The organism is Limnohabitans sp. Rim11, from assembly GCF_001269365.1.
GTDB lineage: Bacteria > Pseudomonadota > Gammaproteobacteria > Burkholderiales > Burkholderiaceae_C > Limnohabitans_A.
Map to the genome: position 1 here is coordinate 344,363 of NZ_CXOM01000001.1, position 21,864 is coordinate 366,226.

The 21,864-nt window shown below is 51.7% G+C and carries 21 protein-coding genes and 1 tRNA gene; 14 read left to right on the plus strand and 8 right to left on the minus strand.

The annotated features are described in order from the left end of the window. Nucleotides 1-19 precede the first annotated feature (19 nt). Nucleotides 20-601, minus strand: coding sequence for a DUF4337 domain-containing protein (locus tag AMM03_RS01625; RefSeq protein ID WP_090128724.1), 582 nt, complete (start codon nt 599-601; stop codon nt 20-22). Between the two features lie 192 nt (nt 602-793). Between AMM03_RS01625 and AMM03_RS01630 the strand changes: the two genes are divergently transcribed. From AMM03_RS01630 to AMM03_RS01665, 9 genes are all read left to right on the plus strand, one after another. Beyond that, complete coding sequence (locus AMM03_RS01630; RefSeq protein ID WP_090128725.1) at nt 794-1,927, plus strand: TRAP transporter substrate-binding protein; 1,134 nt, start codon at nt 794-796, stop codon at nt 1,925-1,927. Nucleotides 1,928-1,994: 67 nt separating this feature from the next. Next, a complete protein-coding gene (locus tag AMM03_RS01635) occupies nt 1,995-2,621 on the plus strand; it encodes a TRAP transporter small permease subunit (protein ID WP_090128726.1) in 627 nt (208 codons plus the stop codon). Further along, nucleotides 2,618-4,615, plus strand: a complete 1,998-nt coding sequence (locus AMM03_RS01640) for a TRAP transporter large permease (RefSeq protein WP_090128727.1) — start codon at nt 2,618-2,620, stop codon at nt 4,613-4,615. The genes AMM03_RS01635 and AMM03_RS01640 overlap by 4 nt, the downstream gene beginning before the upstream one ends. A gap of 55 nt (nt 4,616-4,670) precedes the next feature. Then, entirely contained in the window at nt 4,671-4,841 is a 171-nt protein-coding gene (locus AMM03_RS14095) for a hypothetical protein (protein WP_194942722.1), read from the plus strand. Between the two features lie 108 nt (nt 4,842-4,949). Next, nucleotides 4,950-5,042 (plus strand) — tRNA-Leu (locus AMM03_RS01645). Between the two features lie 20 nt (nt 5,043-5,062). After that, nucleotides 5,063-5,698: a DUF6806 family protein gene (locus AMM03_RS01650; protein ID WP_090128728.1), complete on the plus strand. Its 636-nt coding sequence runs from the start codon at nt 5,063-5,065 to the stop codon at nt 5,696-5,698. Nucleotides 5,699-5,773: 75 nt separating this feature from the next. After that, nucleotides 5,774-7,021, plus strand: coding sequence for an MFS transporter (locus AMM03_RS01655; RefSeq protein WP_090129282.1), 1,248 nt, complete (start codon nt 5,774-5,776; stop codon nt 7,019-7,021). Nucleotides 7,022-7,131: 110 nt separating this feature from the next. Further along, nucleotides 7,132-7,746 carry a hypothetical protein gene (locus tag AMM03_RS01660; RefSeq protein WP_090128729.1) on the plus strand — a complete coding sequence of 205 codons (615 nt, stop codon included), beginning with the start codon at nt 7,132-7,134 and terminating at the stop codon, nt 7,744-7,746. A gap of 22 nt (nt 7,747-7,768) precedes the next feature. Then, nucleotides 7,769-8,284 carry a YgjP-like metallopeptidase domain-containing protein gene (locus AMM03_RS01665; RefSeq protein ID WP_090128730.1) on the plus strand — a complete coding sequence of 172 codons (516 nt, stop codon included), beginning with the start codon at nt 7,769-7,771 and terminating at the stop codon, nt 8,282-8,284. Here the strand turns inward: AMM03_RS01665 and murI are convergent. The 3 genes from murI to AMM03_RS01680 are packed head-to-tail and all read right to left on the minus strand — an operon-like array spanning nt 8,281 to nt 11,355. Continuing rightward, nucleotides 8,281-9,171 (minus strand): glutamate racemase, encoded by an 891-nt coding sequence (gene murI, locus AMM03_RS01670; protein WP_090128731.1) that lies wholly within the window; start codon nt 9,169-9,171, stop codon nt 8,281-8,283. The two genes, AMM03_RS01665 and murI, sit on opposite strands and share 4 nt — an antisense overlap. After that, on the minus strand, nt 9,158-10,711 hold the full coding sequence (locus tag AMM03_RS01675; RefSeq protein ID WP_090128732.1) for a fumarate hydratase: 1,554 nt from the start codon (nt 10,709-10,711) through the stop codon (nt 9,158-9,160). The genes murI and AMM03_RS01675 overlap by 14 nt, the downstream gene beginning before the upstream one ends. Nucleotides 10,712-10,743: 32 nt before the next feature. Continuing rightward, nucleotides 10,744-11,355 carry a TIGR00645 family protein gene (locus AMM03_RS01680; protein ID WP_090128733.1) on the minus strand — a complete coding sequence of 204 codons (612 nt, stop codon included), beginning with the start codon at nt 11,353-11,355 and terminating at the stop codon, nt 10,744-10,746. A gap of 173 nt (nt 11,356-11,528) precedes the next feature. On the opposite strand from AMM03_RS01680, the gene acs reads away from it, so the two are divergent. Beyond that, nucleotides 11,529-13,490 carry an acetate--CoA ligase gene (acs, locus tag AMM03_RS01685; RefSeq protein WP_090128734.1) on the plus strand — a complete coding sequence of 654 codons (1,962 nt, stop codon included), beginning with the start codon at nt 11,529-11,531 and terminating at the stop codon, nt 13,488-13,490. Nucleotides 13,491-13,505: 15 nt separating this feature from the next. Here the strand turns inward: acs and AMM03_RS01690 are convergent, their stop codons facing one another. Both AMM03_RS01690 and AMM03_RS01695 read right to left on the minus strand, forming a co-directional pair. Next, complete coding sequence (locus tag AMM03_RS01690; RefSeq protein ID WP_090128735.1) at nt 13,506-15,341, minus strand: gamma-glutamyltransferase family protein; 1,836 nt, start codon at nt 15,339-15,341, stop codon at nt 13,506-13,508. Nucleotides 15,342-15,377: 36 nt separating this feature from the next. After that, a complete protein-coding gene (locus tag AMM03_RS01695) occupies nt 15,378-16,136 on the minus strand; it encodes a 3-hydroxyacyl-CoA dehydrogenase (protein WP_090128736.1) in 759 nt (252 codons plus the stop codon). 174 nt (nt 16,137-16,310) lie between these two features. On the opposite strand from AMM03_RS01695, the gene ahpC reads away from it, so the two are divergent. Both ahpC and ahpF read left to right on the plus strand, forming a co-directional pair. Continuing rightward, nucleotides 16,311-16,874 (plus strand): alkyl hydroperoxide reductase subunit C, encoded by a 564-nt coding sequence (gene ahpC, locus AMM03_RS01700; protein ID WP_055361990.1) that lies wholly within the window; start codon nt 16,311-16,313, stop codon nt 16,872-16,874. A gap of 177 nt (nt 16,875-17,051) precedes the next feature. Further along, nucleotides 17,052-18,617 carry an alkyl hydroperoxide reductase subunit F gene (gene ahpF, locus AMM03_RS01705; protein ID WP_090128737.1) on the plus strand — a complete coding sequence of 522 codons (1,566 nt, stop codon included), beginning with the start codon at nt 17,052-17,054 and terminating at the stop codon, nt 18,615-18,617. Here ahpF and AMM03_RS01710 read toward each other — a convergent pair. Next, complete coding sequence (locus tag AMM03_RS01710; protein ID WP_194942724.1) at nt 18,574-18,960, minus strand: DUF423 domain-containing protein; 387 nt, start codon at nt 18,958-18,960, stop codon at nt 18,574-18,576. The genes ahpF and AMM03_RS01710 overlap by 44 nt on opposite strands. A 160-nt stretch (nt 18,961-19,120) precedes the next feature. Between AMM03_RS01710 and AMM03_RS01715 the strand changes: the two genes are divergently transcribed. After that, nucleotides 19,121-20,074: a patatin-like phospholipase family protein gene (locus AMM03_RS01715; protein WP_090128739.1), complete on the plus strand. Its 954-nt coding sequence runs from the start codon at nt 19,121-19,123 to the stop codon at nt 20,072-20,074. Between the two features lie 99 nt (nt 20,075-20,173). On the opposite strand, the gene phaP is transcribed toward AMM03_RS01715, so the two are convergent. Beyond that, nucleotides 20,174-20,716, minus strand: coding sequence for a TIGR01841 family phasin (gene phaP, locus AMM03_RS01720; RefSeq protein WP_090128740.1), 543 nt, complete (start codon nt 20,714-20,716; stop codon nt 20,174-20,176). 205 nt (nt 20,717-20,921) lie between these two features. On the opposite strand from phaP, the gene AMM03_RS01725 reads away from it, so the two are divergent. Continuing rightward, a complete protein-coding gene (locus AMM03_RS01725) occupies nt 20,922-21,848 on the plus strand; it encodes a histone deacetylase family protein (protein WP_090128741.1) in 927 nt (308 codons plus the stop codon). Nucleotides 21,849-21,864 lie beyond the last annotated feature (16 nt).

Below are 21,864 nucleotides of genomic sequence, written 5' to 3' on the forward strand. Positions count from 1 at the left end.
TAAATCAATCTATGTTGCGTCAGAAAAATAAGAAATAGCCATTCACTGTACTGATAAAGCCTAAGGTACCCAGCAAAGTGCCGGCCCAATAGAGCGCGGGTATGCCGGCAACAATAGAAACGGAGAGCAAGACAATGGCAATTTGCAATGCCCCTTCAGCGTAATCAAACCAAGGGTCTTGAAGCATGGCGTGGTCACGTATGGCTTCATGTTCTTTGGCTCTCACCATGAGTTCTTTTTTGCCTTCTTTGGTTTCAGGTTCTGACTCATAGCGATCAATGGTTTTTTTGTAGTCTGCGAGTTTCTTTTCGTACAGGGCTTTGGCGTTGGTATTCATATTGGGCTCGCGCGCCATCTGAAGTTCTAAATCGGCAGCTGCCAATTTGTAGTCAGTTTGCCGAATACTTTTAGCTTGGTAAAAGGCATATGCGTTAGCTGCCAAGATGTTTTCTTGTGTGGCCTCTTTCATGGCATTGGAGCCGCCCAAGCTGGCAATGGCCAAGACCATGGCCAAAATAGAAATGGTCAAGGCCGATCGGTTTTGCTGTTTGTTGCCATCGCCAGATTGTTCGATCAATTCTGCGGTTTCTTGTGCGTCCATTTTGTTTCCTTTGATTGTGTAAATCGCATTAGCAGAATTGACAATTGCTTATTAAGAGTTGGGATATTTTGTCTACTTTAATTGACAACTTGCGCAAATATTTTCTGAAATTTTAGTGAAAACCCTGAGGGATGTTTATGGCGGTCAATGCATGATGCTCGTTGGATTTTTTATTTACCTAAGGAATGAAATATGACAGAAAAGAAAGCTTCATCTTCACGCCGCGGCCTCCTGAAGGGTGCTGTTGCAGCGGGTGCTTTGGCAGCCCCCATGGTTTCTACGGCTCAAACCGGCCCCATCAACATGCGCTGGCAAAGTACTTGGCCATCCAAGGACATCTTCCATGAATATGCCTTAGATTTCGCCAAGAAAGTCAACGACATGACTGGTGGCGATTTGAAGATTGAAGTTTTGCCAGCAGGCGCTGTGGTACCTGCATTCGGCTTGTTGGAAGCTGTTACCAAGGGCACCTTGGACGGTGGTCACGGTGTGTTGGGATATCACTATGGCAAGCAAAACGCTTTGGCCTTGTGGAACTCTGGCCCAGCATTTGGTATGGACGCCAACATGATTTTGTCATGGCACAAATACGGCGGTGGTGCTGAACTTTTGGCCAAGCTCTACGCTTCTATTGGCGCCAACGTCCAATCTTTCTTGTACGGCCCCATGGCCACTCAGCCATTGGGTTGGTTCAAGAAGCCCATCACCAAGTCTGCAGACTTCAAAGGTTTGAAGTTCCGTACCAACGGCTTGGCCATTGATTTGTTTACCGCCATGGGTGCTGCCGTGAACGCCTTGCCAGGCGGCGAAATTGTGCCAGCCATGGACCGTGGTTTGTTGGATGGTGCCGAGTTCAACAATGCAACATCTGACCGCATCTTGGGCTTCCCCGATGTGTCCAAAGTTTGCATGTTGCAAAGCTATCACCAGAGCGCTGAAACATTTGAGATCATGTTCAACAAGACCAAATACGATGCATTGCCAGCCAAAATGAAGGCCATCATTGCAGGCGCTACAGAAGCCGCTTCTGCTGACATGTCCTGGAAAGCCATTGACCGTTACTCCAAAGACTACATCGAGTTGCAGACCAAAGACAAAGTCAAGTTCTACAAAACACCTGACGCTGTTTTGCAAGACCAATTGAAATTGTGGGATGCTATTCTGGAGAAGAAGTCTGCCGAAAACCCACTGTTCAAAGAAATCGTGGCATCACAAAAGGCCTTCGCCGAGCGCGCTGTAAAATGGGACCAAGACACTTACGTGAACCGTCGTATGGCCGTAGGTCACTTCTTCAGTGACAAGAAAAAGCCTGCTGGCAAAGCCTAATTTTCCAGCGGTCTCCAAATCAGCCATTCACCGTTTGGTGATTGGCTGATTTTTTTGATTGGTATTTATGCAAAACATTCTTCTAACCATCGACAAAATAAGCACTTGGATCGGGCAATTCTTTGCTTGGCTTATTTTCTCCTTGACCCTCATGATCAGTTGGGAAGTTTTCTCCCGCTATGTCCTTAACAATCCGCATCCTTGGGCTTTCGACGTCATGAGCATGATGTACGGCACCTTGTTCATGATGGCAGGTGCCTATACCTTGTCTAAGAATGGTCACGTGCGTGGTGATGTTTTGTACGGTTTTTTCCCGCCCCGTTTGCAAGCTGGTTTAGACCTCTTGCTTTATTTGGTGTTTTTTATTCCTGGCGTTGTCGCCATGGCTTGGGCTGGTTACAACTATGCGGCCGATTCATGGGCCATTCGCGAATATTCCAACGTCACGGCCAATGGCCCGCCGGTCTATCCATTTAAAACGGTCATTCCTATTGCGGGTGGTATTTTGTTGCTTCAAGGCTTGGTCGAAATTGTTCGCTGCGTCATTTGTTTGCAGAACGGCGAATGGCCTTCTCGAATTGAAGACGTGGAAGAAGTGGATGTCGAAAAACTCAAAGAGATGGTCAACGTCAAAGACTCTGACATCGCAAAATTAGATCAATACGTGGCAGCAGGTCAGGGTGGCCAAAAATGAAAAAAGAAATTTGGTTTGGCCTTTCCATTATGGCCATGGTAGTTTTGGCGGCGTTCGTTTTGCTCCCGCCTGTGAACGAGATGACCAACGGCCATTTGGGCCTATTGATGTTGGCCTTGGTGGTTGTGGCCATCATGTTGGGCTTTCCTACTGCGTTTACCTTGATGGGCATGGGAATGATCTTTGCCTGGATCGCCTATCGAAGTCAGAACCCTAGTTTGGCCGTTGACCAAACACTCGACTTGATGGTTCAAAGAACCTACTCAGTCATGTCCAACGACGTGCTGATTTCAATCCCTTTGTTTGTGTTCATGGGTTACCTCATTGAGCGTGCCAACTTAATTGAAAAATTGTTCAAGAGCATGCACTTGGCCACTGCGCGTGTGCCGGGCTCCTTGGCCGTAGCGACCATCATTACGTGCGCCATTTTTGCTACAGCTACTGGCATTGTGGGTGCCGTGGTTACCTTGATGGGTTTGCTGGCTTTGCCTGCCATGTTGCGAGCAGGTTACAGCGTTCAGTTGTCTGCGGGCGCCATTACAGCCGGTGGTTGTTTGGGTATTTTGATTCCACCTTCCGTGATGCTCATTGTGTATGGTGCTACGGCGGGTGTGTCGGTTGTCAAGCTTTACGCCGGTGCGTTTTTTCCTGGCGTGATGTTGGCTACTTTGTATGTGCTGTATGTCATTGTGATTGCTAAGTGGAAGCCTCACCTGGCACCTCCTATGTCAGCAGAAGACCGTTTCGTGCCTCTTCCACCTATGAATCAACAAATTGCTGAATCGTTCAGTGACAAAGCCCTTGTGGGCCTGGTTTCTGCACTCAAAGGCAAACGCAATGCCAATGTCAGCACCCAAGAAATTTTGAAGCAATTGGGCATCACTTTGCTGCCCCTAATCACCGTTGTCTTGCTATCAGGCTTGGTTTATTTCAAGTTAACTGCCCCCTTGGTTGTTGAAGCCAATGAAGGCGTTGTTGCTATGGGTGGTGCCATTGAGTCAAGTGATTCAACCGAAGCCGAATCCAATATTTCGGGCTTGCAAGAACCAGAGGCCATGGGTGATTTGAAGGCGCCGCCGTCTACGAATGAAGCCCCTCAGGCTTTGGGTGGTGCTATCTCAGAACCACCTGCAGCGTTTGCTGTCAAAGAAGCCAGCGCCGATGCTAGCAATGCTGTTGCCGTTGCAGTTGCCGATGCTGCGAAAGCGGTCGCAGCAGAACCAGAGGTTCAAGAGAGACAAGATGCGCCGCAAGGTTTTTGGATTGCCATGGCTGTTGTGGGTGCTGCACTCTTTATTTTCTATGCTTACTTCAGTTTTGTTCGCTTAGAAATTTTCAAGATGTTGCTGGGGTCCTTTTTCCCATTGGCCATCATGATTTTGGCTGTTCTCGGCACCATTGTGTTCGGCTTGGCGACACCCACTGAAGCTGCCGCCATTGGCTCTTTGGGCGGTTTGCTTTTGGCTGCGGCCTACAGGCGCTTGAATTTCACCGTCATGAAAGAGTCTGTCTATTTGACTGCCAAAACCAGTGCCATGGTGTGCTGGTTGTTTGTGGGTTCAAGTATTTTCTCTGCAGCGTTTGCTCTTTTAGGCGGCCAAGAGTTGATCAATACTTGGGTGTTGTCAATGGACCTCACGCCTGTACAGTTCATGATTTTGGCCCAAGTGGTTATTTTCCTGCTGGGTTGGCCCTTGGAGTGGACCGAAATCATTGTGATTTTCATGCCTATTTTTGTGCCGCTATTGCCGCACTTTGGCATTGACCCTCTGTTCTTTGGATTGTTGGTTGCACTCAACTTGCAAACCGCATTTTTGAGCCCACCTGTGGCCATGGCGGCTTTCTACTTGAAGGGTGTCAGCCCACCCCATGTGACCTTGAATCAGATTTTTGCAGGCATGTTGCCATTCATGGCCATCCAAGTGTTCGCAATTATTCTGCTTTATAACTTCCCCGCCATCGGACTTTGGCTCCCTGAAGTGCTTTATAAATAATCAGGGTCAAATCTGTGGCTTAATATCGCCTTGAACTTTTTTTCTGGAGCCATTGATGGGCAATAAGATCGTTACCGAAGCAGACCGTAAATTTACACCTCCCTTGAAGCCACTGCCTGGCGTTACATTGCCCACCAGCGGCCGCGGCCAGCGCGTCAGTTTAGAGCGCGGCGTTGCCACACGCAGCAAAAAGAATCCAGGCAAGCGCGCCAAAAAAGGCGGTTAACATTTGCTTTCATTTGAGCTCAAACACCCTGTTTGAGCTCAACAAAAGCCCTCATTCGAGGGCTTTTTAATGTCAAAAAGCTCAACTTGAAGGCACAATAGAGCATTAGCCCCGGTGGTGAAATTGGTAGACACATCGGACTTAAAATCCGCCGCTTCGTTAATAGCGGGCGTGCCGGTTCGATTCCGGCCCGGGGCACCACTGACCTTAAGTAGATTGCCATGACATCCTTCAACCCGCCTTTTGAAATTCATGTTCATGGTGAAGTTCCTCTTCGCGAGGATATTGACTTCAAAGCCCTCCAAGAAGCCGTCAAGCCACTTTGGAAATACGCTGGCGCCAAGTCGCTCACTGAGGGGGCCCAAAGCCTCTACGAAGAAGAAACCGGTATTCGCTTTGAAGCTGCCGATCACAAATTACAAATGTGTTGGACGGTTCGCGGCAACGACGATTTCAGGCAAGTCCTAGACGACTTGTGCATGAACATCAACGACATTTCAGCGGCAGGCGCCCAACTGGAAATCACCTTTTACGACACCGAGTTTGACGACGACGAAGAATCTCGCGGCACCGAATCTCGAGACGACTTTGTTATTTTGTTTGTCGGCCCGGATCCAGCCGCCATCATGCAAGCCCAGCGCGATTTGCTGGTTCAAGATGTTGTGGGCCTCATGGAGCGTCACTTCGATGGGTCTGAGCTCAGTGGTGTGGTGCACGAAATTGACAAACTGTTTTCACAACGCTTTGACAACTTGGTCAGTTCCCTAGAACTGGGCAAACCACCTCGCGGCGGGGGTGGCGGTGGCGGGCCACAAGGCGGTCATGGTGGTGGTCGACGTCCACGCCATTTGCACTGACCCTCATTCTTTAGCTACACAACAGCGGCTGTGCTCAATCCAGGGGTCAAACGCAAAGAAGTATTTGGCTGGGCCATGTACGACTTTGCCAACTCTGGCTACACCACCGTGGTCATCACCGCCGTATTTGCGGCCTATTTTGTAGGCGCTGTGGCCAACAAGGCCGAGTGGGCAACCTTGGCTTGGACCAGCGCCCTCAGTGTTTCATATGCCATCGTCATGCTCACCATGCCCGCCATGGGCGAGTGGGCCGACCGACACGCTGCCAAAAAGAAACTCTTGATGGCCATGACGGCCGCTTGTGTGGTCAGTACGGCAGCTTTGGCTTGGGTGGAGCCAGGCCAAGTTTTATTGGCCTTGATTTTGATTGTCATCTCCAATACTTTTTATACCTACGGCGAATCGCTTACGGCCGCTTTCTTGCCCGAGTTGGCCAAGCCTGAAGCCATGGGCCGCATCAGTGCCTGGGGATGGGCTTGGGGTTACCTCGGCGGTATGCTGACCTTGGGAGTTTGCCTGGCCTATGTTTTGTGGGCGCAAGGCCAAGGGCAAACAGCGGGGCAGTTTGTGCCCATCACCATGCTCATGACAGCAGCCATTTATGCTCTTGCTGCTGGCGTCACTTTCGCCTTGATGAAAGAGCACGCCAAACCGCAGTTGACTCGACAGTCTCAGGTCGGCGGGTGGCAACAACTGGTTCAGACATTCAAAGAAGCCAGAGCTTACAAAGATTTCATGCAATTGCTTGCATGCGCCGTTGCCTACCAAGGCGGTGTGGCGGTGGCCATTACATTGGCTGCCATTTACGCAGAGCAGGTGATTGGTTTTGAGCCCCAAGAAACCATGATGCTGATTTTTGTTCTCAACATCGCTGCTTTGTTGGGTTCCTTGGTCCTGGGCTATGCCCAAGACCGAATCGGTCATAAATTGGCGCTGTCACTCACTTTGTGGGGGTGGGGTTTAACTTGTGGATTGGCAGCTTTAAGCAGCAGTAAAGAAATGTTTTGGTGGGCGGCGGTTCTGGCAGGCGTTTGTATGGGCTCCAGTCAGTCAACGGGCAGGGCCATGGCGGGCTTATTCATTCCTTCAAATCGCTTGGCTGAATTTTTTGGGCTGTGGGCTTTTGCTATTCGCTTGGCCAGTATTTTGGGACCCATGGGGTATGGCCTGGTGACATGGGCAACGGAAGGCAATCAGCGTCTGGCCATTGCAGCCACTTCAATTCTTTTCTTATTGGGATGGTTATTGTTGCTACCCATCAATGTGCAACGAGGCCAGCGACTTGCAGTGCAAGACTTGAGCCCCGCTGCAAAGAAGCCATAAATTACAGTACGCTTGGGTCAGCTTTTATTAACTTTTTCTTCTGATGACTTTTTATGTCAACTCAATTTTCTTCACGATCAATAGCCAACTCGGCTTCAGCACTCCTAGTCTTGACGGCGTTTTTTGCCAGCTTCCCAAGCTTTGCAGGGCGCCCTTTGACCGTAGACGATGCCAATGTCAATGACACGGGTGACGGCCATATTGAAGCTTGGTGGACGCGATCTCCCAATGGTGTCCGCTCTTGGACGGTTGCGCCAGCCTACGCGCCTTTTGACAACATGGAGTTGGGGGCCGGAATTGCACGTGAGCAATTCTCAGGCATTCAAACTCAAAACATTCAAGCTAAATTCAGACTGTCACCGACGCAAGACAATGGTTGCAATTTTGGTGCGGTGACCGGTTATGCGCGTGTTGATGGTCAGTCCTCACAGCCCTATGTGAATGGTTTGTTTTCATGTAACCACCCTCGCTTGGGAAGCCTGCATACAAATTTAGGTGCGCTCAACTTTTCTAGTTCCCAAAGGGTTCGTACTTGGGGCGTGGCTTGGGAGCGCGCCTACGGAGAAGTGACCGTACACATCGAAAAATTTGGCATGGAACACGAGAAGCCCACCATTGCAGCTGGCTTGCGTTTCAATGTCATGGAAGACCTTCAACTCGACACCAGTGTGGGTCGTGCAAATAAAAACAACATCTTCACCCTTGGTTTGAAATGGATGTTCTAAAGTGATTCACTGAATTTTCACTGTGACTTCATATCGATATTTGCAAGCCTACCCTCAAGACTTGCTGCAACAAGTGCAAAAAATCAGCGAAGGCCCCGGTCTGGGCGCTTGGTTGTTGTCTAGGCATCCACAAGCACATGGTGTCCGCACTGACAGTGCTTTGTATGCCTTTGTCATGGATTTGAAGAATGAGTTTTTAAGGCAAGCCGACCCCATCAACAAGGTCAGCTTTGACAGCAAGCTGCATATCATTCAACACGCATTGGGCATGCACACCACCACCTCGCGCATCCAAGGCAGCAAGCTCAAAGCCAAGCACGACATCAAAGTTGCTGCCTTGTTCAAAGACACGCCTTTGGCATTTTTACAAATGATTGCAGTGCATGAACTGGCTCATTTGAAAATTCGCGAGCACGACAAAGCGTTTTACAAACTGTGTCATCACATGGCGCCCGATTATGCGCAGTGGGAGTTTGAGCTTCGGATCTATCTCACCCACCTAGATTTAGGCGGCGCAAAGATTTGGATGCCCGATTAAGAGGCCGAAGGTGCTATCCAATGACACCTCTGCGGGGGCAGGCTAAGCCACCTGTCTGCGGCATGCTCAAGGGCGCTTAAAGACCCATTTGTCCAGAGTTGAATGCTGTCAGGCGACGTATCGTGCAACTCCTCTTTTGTTTCGACGCCGCTTTGCGTTGGGATGGCGCTCAAACGATGTGCTTGTCTGGCCACAGCAGTCCCTGTTGAAATGATGTTGACTTTGGGCCCCACCATCTGCCTTAAGAGCTCTTCGACAAAGACATAGTGTGTGCAGCCTAAAACCAAGGTGTCTATCTGCCCAGTTGCATTACCAAAGGTGCCCATCTCATTCAAATAGTGTCGGCACAGTTGCTCAACTTCTTGCGTATCGGTTTGTGCTTTTTCAGTTTGCTTTTCGATGGCCAAAGCCAAACCTTTGCAAGGCTGAATGACAAACTCACACTGACTGGGCAATGCATCCGCTTGCACTTTGCTTAAGAGTTTTTCAAAGCGGGCGCTCTGCAAAGTGGCATGGGTGCCTATCACGCCTACGCGGCCAGTTTGGGAAACGCCGATGGCTGGTTTTAGGGCGGGTTCAACCCCTACAAAAGGCAAATCTGGAAACTGTTGACGCAGACTTTCTATGGCCACTGCGGTGGCTGAGTTGCACGCCACCACCACAGTCTTGACATTGCCTTTGGCAATCAGTTGCTCCGTAATGAAATGAGATCGGTCGATGACAAATTCATCGGACCTTTCGCCATAGGGCGCAAAGGCACTGTCAGACCAATAAATGAAACGCTCATGCGGCATTTCTGCACGCATGGCTTGCAACACACTCAGACCGCCAATGCCGCTGTCAAAAACGCCAATGGCGCGCTGAGTGTTGGGCTCAGTTGCTGGCAACTTTGATGCCTTTGAACTCGCCTGTGGCAATGCGTTTTTGCCATTCAGCGGGGCCTGTAATGTGCGCGCTGGTGCCACCGGAGTCTACGGCCACCGTGACGGGCATGTCGACCACATCAAACTCATAGATGGCTTCCATGCCCAGGTCGGCAAAGCCCACCACTTTGGATTGCTTAATGGCCTTGGATACCAAGTAAGCGGCACCACCCACGGCCATCAAATAGGCAGACTTGTGCTTTTGAATGGCTTCAATGGCAACCGGGCCGCGCTCGGCTTTGCCAACCATGGCAATGAGGCCAGTTTGGGCCAACATCATGTCGGTGAACTTGTCCATGCGCGTGGCCGTGGTAGGGCCTGCAGGGCCCACGGCTTCACCCTTGATGGGATCAACAGGGCCCACGTAGTAAATGACGCGGTTGGTGAAGTCGACAGGCAACTTCTCGCCTTTGGCCAACATGTCTTGGATGCGTTTGTGGGCAGCATCGCGACCGGTCAGCATCTTGCCATTCAGCAACAAAGTTTGGCCGGGTTTCCAGCTGGCCACTTCTGCCGGCGTGAGTGCGTTCAAATCGACGCGCTTGCTCTTCTCGGTGTCGGGTGTCCAGTTGACATCGGGCCACAAATCGAGAGATGGCACATCTAAGTAGACAGGGCCAGAGCCGTCCATGACAAAGTGGGCATGACGCGTGGCGGCGCAGTTGGGAATCATGGCCACAGGCTTGCTGGCGGCGTGCGTTGGGTACATCTTGATTTTGATGTCGAGCACAGTGGTGAGGCCGCCCAAACCTTGAGCGCCGATGCCCAGAGCGTTGACCTTTTCGTAGATTTCTAAACGCATGTTTTCAACTTGCGTCAGCTTCTCGCCTTTGCTTGATTTTTCGAGCAACTGGTACATGTCCAAGTCGTCCATCAAACTTTCTTTGGCCATGAGGACGGCTTTTTCGGCTGTGCCACCAATGCCAATGCCTAGCATGCCGGGAGGGCACCAGCCAGCACCCATTGTGGGCACTGTTTTAAGGACCCAATCAATGACGCTGTCGCTCGGGTTGAGCATGACCATTTTGGATTTGTTCTCACTGCCGCCACCCTTGGCCGCCACCGTGATGTCCAATTTGTTGCCAGGCACAATTTGCGTGAAGATGACAGCGGGGGAGTTGTCTTGCGTGTTCTTGCGAGCAAACTCGGGGTCGGCTACCACAGAGGCACGCAGCATGTTGTCGGCGTAGTTGTAACCACGGCGAACACCTTCGTTGATGGCGTCTTCTAAGCTGCCGGTGAAGTTCTCTAGCTTGACGTCCATGCCAATTTTCAAGAACACATTGACGATGCCCGTGTCTTGGCAAATAGGGCGATGACCAATGGCGCTCATTTTGCTGTTGGTCAAAATTTGTGCAATGGCGTCTTTGGCCGCAGGACTTTGCTCGCGGTGATAGGCGCTGGCCAAATGTGAAATGAAATCGGCAGGGTGGTAGTAGCTGATGTATTGCAGGGCAGCTGCAACGGATTCAATCAGGTCTTCTTGTTTAATCAGTGTGGTCATGATGAGCTTTTACAAGGGGTGTAGATTTTGGTTCAGTGTTTTGCGCTATGACCATGGTGCGACATCAACTTGTCGGTGTAGGCAATGGCCAATGCGCTCAGCAAGAAGGTCACATGAATGATGGTTTGCCACATCAAAACCTGCTCGGTGTAGTTGGCAGCATTGATGAAAGTTTTGAGCAAATGGATAGAGCTGATGCCAATGATGGCCGTACCTAACTTGACTTTAAGCACCGACGCATTGACATGGTCCAACCACTCGGGTTGATCGGGGTGACTCTCTAAGTTCATGCGAGATACAAAAGTTTCATAGCCACCCACAATGACCATGATCAGCAGATTGGAAATCATGACCACGTCGATCAATGCCAGCACCACCAGCATGATGATGGTTTCATTCAGGCTTGTGATGGGGGTGTCAACTTTGTAGCCAATGCCGGTGATCAAAGCCTGAAGGGCGGCTTGATTGCCAAACACAGCTTCCAGCAAATGCACCAACTCCACCCAAAAGTGATACACATAGACCGCTTGCGCGGCGATCAGGCCTAAATACAAAGGCAACTGTAGCCAGCGACTGGCAAAGATCAGTTTGGGAAGCGGTCTCAAGGATGCTGCTTCTGGGTGACGTGGTTTTGGTTCGGCCATAGGGTGCTTTGGGGTAAAACTGATCGTAAAGAGAGCATTTTAAAGCCCTACTGATTCCCCCTGTTGACGGTCCCATTGGCTAAATGAAAGAATGGCGTCAGTCAGGGGTCTGTAAGAGCTAAGAACGACATTCATGGGCAATATTTAGAACTTGTTCCTTCAGGAGACACAGAATGAGCGCCACCATTTATCAGCCCAGCGCTGACTTCGTCAAAAATGCCCACGTTTCTGGCATGCCCGCCTATCAGGCGCTTTGCAAAGAAGCCGAAACCGATTACGAAGGCTACTGGGGACGCCTGGCCAAGGAATTCATCTCTTGGAAAACTCCCTTCACCAAAGTCTTGGACGAATCCAAGGCACCTTTCTTCAAGTGGTTCGAAGACGGCACGCTGAATGCCTCTTACAACTGCTTAGACCGCAACATTGAAAAAGGCCTGGGCAACAAAACTGCTCTTATTTTTGAAGCGGACGGCGGCGAAGTTACACGCATCACCTACAGCGAATTGCTGGCCAAAACTTGCCAAATTGCCAATGGCCTGAAGTCCATCGGCATTCAAAAGGGCGACCGTGTCGTCATCTACATTTCCATGTCCATCGACGGTGTGGCTGCCATGCAGGCTTGCGCCCGTATCGGTGCCACACACTCTGTGGTGTTCGGTGGCTTCTCTGCCCAATCATTGCGCGACCGCATTGAAGACACTGGCGCCAAAGCCGTCATCACGGCCGATCATCAAATTCGCGGTGGCAAGCAGTTGCCCCTCAAATCCATTGTGGACGAAGCCCTCGCTTTGGGCGGTTGCGACACTATCAAAAACGTCTTGGTGGTTAAGCGCAGCGGCGCCGATGTGGCCATGACAGCAGGCCGTGACACATGGATGCAAGACCTGATTGCCAACCAAGCCACCACCTGCGAGCCAGAGTGGGTCAGCGCTGAGCACCCCTTGTTTTTGCTTTACACATCGGGCTCCACAGGCAAACCCAAAGGTGTTCAACACTCTACCGGTGGCTACTTGTTGCACGCAGCTCTCACCACCAAGTGGACCTTCGACTTGAAGCAAGACGACGTGTTCTGGTGTACCGCCGACATCGGTTGGGTCACAGGTCACACCTACATCACCTATGGCCCCTTGGCCTTGGGCGGTACCGAAATTGTCTTTGAAGGCGTGCCGACTTACCCAGACGCAGGCCGTTTCTGGAAAATGATTCAAGATCACAAAGTCTCCATTTTCTATACGGCTCCTACCGCCATTCGTTCACTCATCAAAGCAGCCGAAGCCAATGACGCTGTGCATCCTAAGAGCTACAACCTGAGCAGCTTGCGCTTGCTGGGCTCTGTGGGCGAGCCTATCAACCCGGCAGCGTGGGAGTGGTATCACAAGCACGTGGGCGGCGGCCGTTGCCCCATTGTGGACACCTTCTGGCAAACCGAAACCGGTGGTCACATGATCACGCCATTGCCCGGCGTCACACCCATGGTGCCCGGTTCTTGCACACTGCCTTTCCCTGGCATTCAAGCCGCCATCGTGGACGAAACCGGCAAAGACATGCCCAATGGCCAAGGCGGTATCTTGGTGGTCAAGCGCCCATGGCCTTCCATGATTCGCACCATCTGGGGTGACCCCGATCGCTTCGTCAAGAGCTACTACCCAGACGACTTCAAGGGCAAGTACTACTTGGCTGGCGACGGTGCCATTCGCGATGCCGAAACAGGCTACTTCACCATCACGGGCCGTATTGACGACGTGTTGAACGTGTCGGGTCACCGCATGGGCACCATGGAAATTGAATCTGCTTTAGTGAGCTGCACCGAGTTGGTGGCTGAAGCCGCTGTGGTGGGCCGTCCTGACGACACCACGGGTGAGGCTATCTGCGCCTTCGTGGTGCTCAAGCGTCCTTTGCCCACAGGCGACGAAGGCAAGGCCATTGCCAAACAATTGCGCGATCACATTGCCAAAGAAATTGGTCCCATTGCCAAGCCCAAAGACATTCGCTTTGGCGAGAACTTGCCCAAGACCCGTTCTGGCAAAATCATGCGCCGTTTGCTCCGTAGCTTGGCCAAAGGCGAAGCCATCACGCAAGACATTAGCACTTTGGAAAACCCAGCCATCTTGGGCCAGTTGGGTCAGGCATATTGATTCAAGCGACTCGATTCAAGGTTGTGGCCCCATGACCTTGCCTTCGCGTCGTGGGTCTGCACCGCCAAAGAAGCCTGAAGGCGTCACTTCAATGGCTTGAAGGCCACTGGGCATGGGGAGTTCAAGCACCTCATGCCCTTTGTTTTTGAGGCCTTGAAGGGTCTGAAGTGGAAATTTTTTGGCTTCTAAAAATGCAGGGCCATTGAGGTTGCTAAAGTTGGGCAGGTCAATGGCTTCTTGCACATTCAAATGCCAATTCAGTGAGCCCAACAACAGCTTGGTGGTGTAGTGAATGATGGCGGCACCGCCTGGACTGCCGCCGCTCAGTTTGAGCTGACCGGTTGCTTTGTCAAAGACCAAAGTGGGTGACATCGATGAGCGGGGTCGCTTACCAGGCTCAACCCGATTGGCAATGGGCAAGCCATGGACATCTTTGGGTGCAAAGCTAAAGTCGGTAAGTTCATTGTTCAGCAAAAAACCGCCTGCAAGTCCCTGATCAGAGTTGACCATCAATTTGGCGCCAAAGCTGGCTTCGATGGTGGTCGTCATTGCAACCGACCGGCCAGACGAGTCGATCACACTGATGTGGCTGGTGCCATATTCGGGTTGATCGGGCATGGGAGCCCAAGCATTGGTTTGCAGCGCTGGCTGGCCGGCTTTCACTGACTTCATGCTGTGAGTCCCAATGAGTTGGCTTCTTTGTTGCAAGTAGTTGGGGGTGAGCAAATTTTGCCAACGGCCTCCAGGCGCTTTCACAAAGTCAGGGTCGGCCACAAACATAGCGCGATCGGCAAATGCCAATTTGGCTGACTCGTTGTAAAAATGCAGCCAATCCGAAGAGGGCAGGCCTTGCATCAAGGGCATCTCAACTGCTGGGGTGTGATTCAGAATGCCCAAAATTTGGCCGATGGCCAAAGCCCCAGAACTTGGCGGCGGAAAGCCACAAATTTTGAATTCACGCACTGGCTCTTTGACTGCATGGTCAAAGCACAAAGCCTCTCGTTTGATGGCTTTGTAGTGGGTCAAATCTTCAAGCGTCATGGCCCCTGGTCGCTGAGGGTGTTGGCGTACTTTGCGGACGATGGCGTGGGCCCAAGGGCCATTCTTCAAAGCGATAGAGCCTCTAGATGCAAGGTCTTTGAAGACCTTTGCCAGTTCTGGATTTTTTAAAACGTAACCGATGGGATGGGCTTGTCCATTGGCGTCAAAAAAATATTGGCGAGCTGCCGCATCGTTTTTTAAATCTGGTGTGTCTAACAAAGCGGCATGAAGTCTGGGGCTAATTTTGAAACCGTTCTCAGCCAGGTCAATCGCGGGCTGAATCAATTGCGGCCAATCCAATTTGCCATGTTCTTTGTGAGCCAATTCAAGAACACTGAGCGTACCGGGCACACCGACAGAGAGCCCGCTGGCCACAGCTTCCTTAAAACCAATGGGTTGCCCCTTTGAGTCTAAAAAAAGGTTTTCAGTGGCAGCTGCGGGCGCTGTTTCACGGCCATCGTATGCCTCTACGCGAACCCCGTCGTGATGAAGAATCAACGCGCCGCCGCCTATGCCACTTGATTGCGGTTCTACCAAAGTCAGAACCATTTGAATGGTCACCGCGGCATCGATGGCCGATCCGCCAGCTTTCAGAATGTCATAGCCTGCTTGAGTGGCCAGTGGATGGGCGCTGGCCACAGAAAATTGCCGGCTGGCCCAGCCTTTTTGGGCTGTGAATGAAGTGGGCTCAGCAGGCAGGCGCGCCGAGTCAGAAACTTGGGCAGATTGCCCAAAGGCAAAAGATGAAATGCTGCAAGCCGAAATGGCAGCCGCAAGCCTGAGCTTGCGGTGTGCTTGCCAGAAATTCATAGGGCCCTCCAAGTAACGGAAGGCCAAGTGTATGACTTACTTGGGTGCGAGTCGAATGGCGCCATCCAAACGAATCACTTCACCGTTCAGCATGTCGTTGTCCAAAATGTGTTTGACCAATTTGGCATAGTCGTTGGGTGTGCCTAAGCGGCTTGGGAAGGGCACAGACGCGGCCAATGCATCTTGCACATCTTGCGGCATGCCAAACATCATGGGGGTGCCAAAAATACCAGGGGCAATGGTCATGTTGCGAATGCCGTTGCGAGCCAAATCGCGAGCGATGGGCAATGTCATGCCTACCACGCCGCCCTTGGAGGCGGAGTAAGCCGCTTGACCAATTTGGCCATCGTAGGCCGCCACGGAAGCCGTAGAGATCATCACACCGCGTTCACCGGTGGCCTCTGGTTGGTTTTGGCTCATGGCCTCTGCGGCCAAGCGAATCATGTTGAAGCTACCGATCAAATTGACAGTGATGGTTTTGCTGAACACAGCCAAGGAATGGGCGCCATTTTTGCCCACAGTTTTTTCAGCGGGGGCAATGCCAGCGCAGTTGACCAAGCCCACCAACTTGCCCAAGGACACCGCCTTGGCCACGACGGCTTGGCCATCGGCCTCGTTACTGACGTCGCACTTGACGAAAGCGCCGCCCAGCTCTTTGGCGATGGCTTCGCCTTTTTCGGCTTGCATGTCTGCAATAACCACTTTGCCGCCATTGGCTGCCAGCATGCGTGCAGTCCCTTCGCCTAAGCCAGATGCGCCGCCGGTCACAATGAAAACCTTGCCTTGAATGTCCATGATTGACTCCTGATTGATTGACGTTACGTAAACGTCAATTATGCCTATTTTGGTGCCCCCAGACTATCAGGGTCATAAAAACTACCAATCATGAGAGCGTTCAATCGCGTTTAGCATTGAGCCCAATGAGTTTTCTCATTAATCCTTTTTTTTAACCAACCTAAAGTCAAAACCATGTCACTCATCAACACACAAGTTCAGCCTTTCAAAAACCAAGCTTTCCACAATGGCAAGTTCATTGAAGTTACAGAAGCTAGCCTCAAAGGCAAGTGGAACGTCTTCATTTTCATGCCCGCCGCTTTCACCTTCAACTGCCCTACAGAAATTGAAGACGCTGCTGAAAACTACGCTGCTTTCCAAAAGGCTGGTGCAGAGGTTTACATCGTGACCACCGACACACACTTCTCACACAAAGTGTGGCACGAGACATCGCCTGCAGTGGGCAAAGCCAAGTTCCCATTGATCGGTGACCCAACACACAAGTTGACACGTGCTTTTGGCGTGCACATTGAAGAAGACGGTCTGGCCTTGCGCGGTACCTTCGTGATCAACCCAGACGGCATCATCAAGACCATGGAAGTGCACTCCAACGAAATCGCACGTGACGTGTCTGAAACACTGCGCAAGTTGACTGCTGCTCAGTACACAGCTGCAAACCCAGGTCAAGTTTGCCCCGCCAAGTGGAAAGAAGGCGCTAAGACTTTGACACCTTCTTTGGATTTGGTCGGCAAGATCTAATTTCAAAACCATCAATGCCCTGTCAACAGGGCGTTGTGGGAAAGACATCTGGCCAGCCATGGCTGTGTGTCTTCCCCTCAACCACTTCCCACTTTAAGTCGCAGCTTAAGGGCCTACGTTCCAGCGTGGGTCTGGCAGCGCATCGACTTTAAACGGATCACGCATTAGGAGAGAAACATGTTAGACGACACACTCAAATCGCAATTGCAAACCTACTTAGGTATGCTGCGCGCACCCATCCGCTTGATTGCCTCCTTAGACGACAGCGAGACCGGCGTGGAAATGCGCAGCCTGCTCGAGACCATTGTGAGCTTGTCTGACAAGGTGTCTTTGGACACTTCGGGAGACGATGCACGCAAGCCTTCCTTTTTGGTGGCGCGCGATGGCGAAACACAGGGCGTTCGTTTTGCAGGATTGCCTTTGGGTCATGAATTCACCTCATTGGTTTTGGCCCTGCTGTGGACGGGCGGCCATCCTCCTAAAGTTGAACAAGATGTGCTGGACGCCATCAGGGCGTTGGACGGCGATTTCAACTTTGAGGTCTACATGTCTTTGTCTTGCCACAACTGCCCAGACGTGGTTCAGGCTTTGTCGCTCATGGCCATCTTCAACCCTAAGGTCAAGACCGTGGTGATTGAAGGCGGTGCCTTCCAACAAGAAGTGACCGAGCGCGAAATCATGGCTGTGCCCATGGTGTTTTTGAACGGCAAAGTATTTGGTTCTGGCCGCATGTCGGTGGAAGAAATTGTGGCCAAGATTGATACCGGTGCCGCCAATCGCGAAGCCGCCAAAATCAATGCCAAAGAGACGTTTGACGTGCTCATCGTTGGCGGTGGTCCTGCTGGCGCTGCAGCGGCTGTGTATGCAGCCCGCAAAGGCATTCGGGTGGGTGTGGCCGCAGAGCGTTTTGGCGGTCAAGTGAACGACACCATGGCCATTGAAAACTACATCTCTGTGTTGGAAACCGATGGTCCTAAATTTGGCGCTGCCTTAGAGCAACAGGTCCGTCACTACGGTGTCGACATCATGAATTTGCAGAAGGCATCCAAAGTGGTGCCAGCCACAGAACCTGATGGCCTGATTCAAGTGCAAATGGAAAACGGCGGCTCTTTGCATGCCCGCACCGTGATTCTTTCAACGGGTGCCCGCTGGCGCAATGTCAATGTGCCTGGCGAACAGGAGTACAAAAACAAGGGTGTGGCGTATTGCCCGCATTGCGATGGCCCCTTGTTCAAAGGCAAACGCACGGCCGTCATTGGCGGTGGCAACTCTGGCATTGAAGCCGCCATCGACTTGGCCGGCATTGTGGCCCACGTGACCGTCATTGAATTTGCCGACCAACTCAAAGCCGATGCAGTCTTGGTGAACAAACTCAAGAGCTTGAACAACGTGACCATTCACACCAATGCGCAAACGACAGAAATTACGGGCGACGGCAGTGTGGTCAACGGCATTCGCTTTAAAGATCGCGCGTCTGGTGAAGAGCACCACGTGGCTTTAGAAGGCGTGTTTGTTCAGATCGGCTTGATTCCCAACACCGAGTTTTTGAAGGGCACTTTTGAACTGAGCAAGTTTGGTGAAATCATGGTTGACGCCAAAGGCCACACCAACGTGCCAGGTGTGTTTGCGGCGGGCGATTGCACCACCGTGCCTTACAAACAAATTGTGATTGCGGCCGGCGAGGGCGCCAAAGCGGCACTTAGCGCGTTTGATCACCTGATTCGGACGCCGGTGGCTGCTTAATTTTGCGCACATAAGCCAAGGCAAATGCCAACCAACCTAATATGAAGCTGGTGCCTCCCCCAGGTACCAGCGCTCTGAAGGTTTGAATGTCATGCCAAGCGCGCAGCAAAATATTGATCGAAAAAAACAAACAACCCAGCATAAAGAGGGCGCCTGCAACTTGCAGGCGTTTTTCATTGGGCCTTGACTGGCCCAGGATGCCTACCAAAATGAGGCCAATGGCGTGAAATTGGAGCAAATGCAATGCGGCTTGAATCATTGAGGGTGATGTGCCGTTTAAACTGTTGCCATGCGCAGCATAAGCTGAGGCAATGACCGATAAGGCTGCCAATAAAGCGCCCATTGCAATAAATCGAAACGGCCATTGCCGCTGCTTACTCGCTTGTAGCTGTTCCATTGAAATCTGAGACCTTTAATAAAGTCACATCATTATGCAAGTTAAGTCATGGCCCTTTGGGTCAAGCGCCTTCAGGTGGCAAGCTATTAGGCTGACGCTATTTCGAATGAGTTTGCTTGGGGTGCTGATCCTTTCGGGGTGTGCCAGCGTCAAACCGACTGAAACAAGTACTGTCAAACCACCCGCCAGCATCGATGCACCTTCGCCAAGTGTGTCACCAAGTTTGCCGCCTATAAGTCCGCCTTTTGTGGCCGAACCCATAGCACCGCCCAAGGTTTTGCATCTGGGATTGGCGTTGGGCGGCGGTGCAGCGCGAGGCTTTGCCCATGTGGGCGTCATTCAAGTTTTAGAAGAAGCGGGCATTCAACCTGAATTGGTGGTGGGCACCTCTGCAGGCAGTTTGGTTGCAGCTTTGTATGCCAGCGGCAAAAACAGCGCGCAACTGCGGCGCGTGGCCGAAACCATGGAGGAGGCCGAAATTACCGATTGGATGATGCCTATCTTGAACCGAGGTGCGTTGCGCGGAGAAGCCTTGGCGCGGTATGTCAACGCACAAGTTGGCAATCGTTTAATTGAGCAAATGAAGATGCCCTTGGGCATTGTGGCCACCGACTTGCACAATGGCGAGCCAGTCTTGTTTAGACGCGGCAATACGGGTGCCGCTGTTCGAGCTTCCAGTGCTGTTCCTGCGGTCTTTCAACCCGTCAAAATTGGCAGCAGAGAATACGTAGACGGAGGCTTGGTCTCACCCGTGCCAGTGCGTCAAGCACGAGAGATGGGCGCCAACGTGGTCATTGCGGTGGACATCTCAACAGACCCAGAGGGCAGCCCTGCATCCGATACGTTTCAAATCTTGATGCAAACCTTCAACATCATGGGCAAAAGCTTGAACACAGTCTTGTTGAAGGACGCTGACATTGTGGTCAAGCCATCCCTCACAGGGGTCAAGAGCGCCGACTTTACCGCCAGACGAAAGTCGATCGAAGCGGGTCGGGAGGCCATGCTTAAAGCTCTGCCAAAGCTAAAGGAAGTCTTGAGCGCTTACGCAGTCAAGCCTTGATATTGCGAAGGTTTCAGACATAAAAAAAGCCGATGATGAATCACCGGCTTTTTGAGAAGAGAAGGTCCGATTGGATCGGGCCTTTTCTTGGCGCGTTAATTAACGCTTTTTGGTAGCTGTCTTAGCAGTTGCAACGGCTGTGTTGGTCACAGCAGCCATGTTGGCTTCAGCCATGTCAGTGGCTTGCTTGACAGCTTTTTGAACTGATTCGTAAGCGTTGTTGGCAGCGTTGACGGCGCTCTTCATCATGGCAACAGCTGTTTCAGAGCCAGCAGGTGCGTTAGAAGTAGCAGAGTCGACCAAGTTAGCGAACTGCTTTTGGGCAGCAGCTGTTTGGGCTTCCAAAGCTTTGGTGAATTCGTTAGAAGTACCAGAAGCGATGTCATAGAGGTGACGGCTGTAAGCAGCTGTCTTCTCAGCCAAAGGCTGGAACAAGTTGGCTTGCAAAGCCATCAATTCTTGGGCGTCTTTCACGCTCAAAGCAGCTTTGGTGCTTTGTGCAGACTCGCTCAAGGCAGCTTTGGTAGCTGTCAGGTTCAATTCAACCAATTTCTCAACGCCTTCAAAGGCTTTGTGTGTCAAACCGAAGAGGGTTTCGACGTTGGCTTTGTGTGAAGCGACGATTTGTTCTGTAGTCATCATTTGGATCTCCGTAAATTAAAAAAGTTTCAAAGGGACTGCTCCGAACTGACTTGGCTTGACGCTTCGTCTACATCTTGTTGCAGTGCAGCATGGTTTGGATTTTAGGCACTTCGGAGCCGATTACAAGGGGTTTTTGTTGCAACGCAGCATTTTAGAGTCGGCTTTCTAGAAATTGAAATCGACCCGCTCAGGACACAATATCGTCATGAAAGCCTTTTATTCGGACCATTTTGTGCTGCCTCTGCCAGAGGGGCATCGCTTTCCCATGGCCAAGTACAGCATGCTGCGGCAGAGGGTGTCCCAAGAACTCCGTGCCGTTCAAATGCTGGAGGCACCGGCAGCCACCGAAGGCGAATTGGCCTTGGCCCATGCTCCAGATTATGTTCAAGCCATAATGGCTGGCACCCTGAGCCGTGAGGCACTCAGGGAAATTGGCTTTCCGTGGACGCCCGCCATGGCAGAACGGTCGGTCCGCTCGGCCGGGGCTTCCATTGCAGCAGGCAGGGTGGCCATGAAGGAGGGGATAGCCGGCAATTTGGCCGGGGGGACGCACCATGCCAGCGCCAATCAAGGCGGTGGATTTTGCGTGTTCAACGACATTGCCGTGACGGCCAGGGTGCTTCAAATGGAGCATTTTCGGCAAACCAAAACGACTTTGCAGGTGCTGGTGGTGGACTTGGATGTCCATCAAGGCAATGGCACCGCCAGCATTTTTGCCAACGACAGCTCCGTTTTTACACTCTCTTTGCATGGCGAAAAGAACTTTCCCTTTCGCAAAGTCCCAAGCGACTTGGATGTGGGTTTGCCGGACGGTTGTACCGATTTGCCCTATTTAGAGGCCTTGACGGGGGCATTGAATCAAGCATCCCAGAGCTTTAAACCTGACTTTTTGATCTATCTCGCGGGCGCTGACGCGCACGAGGGCGATAGGCTAGGGCGCCTCAAACTGACGGAGGCGGGCATGGCGGCAAGGGACCAAACTGTGTTTGATTGGGCCAAGAAAGACAACTTGCCCATGATGATTTGCATGGGCGGCGGCTATGGACACGATCTTTCATCAACCGTAGCGGTTCAAATGAATACATGGCGGCTGGCGCTGAGTCACTGGCTTCACTGGCAAAATCGAGGGTGATAAGACCTTGAAACAA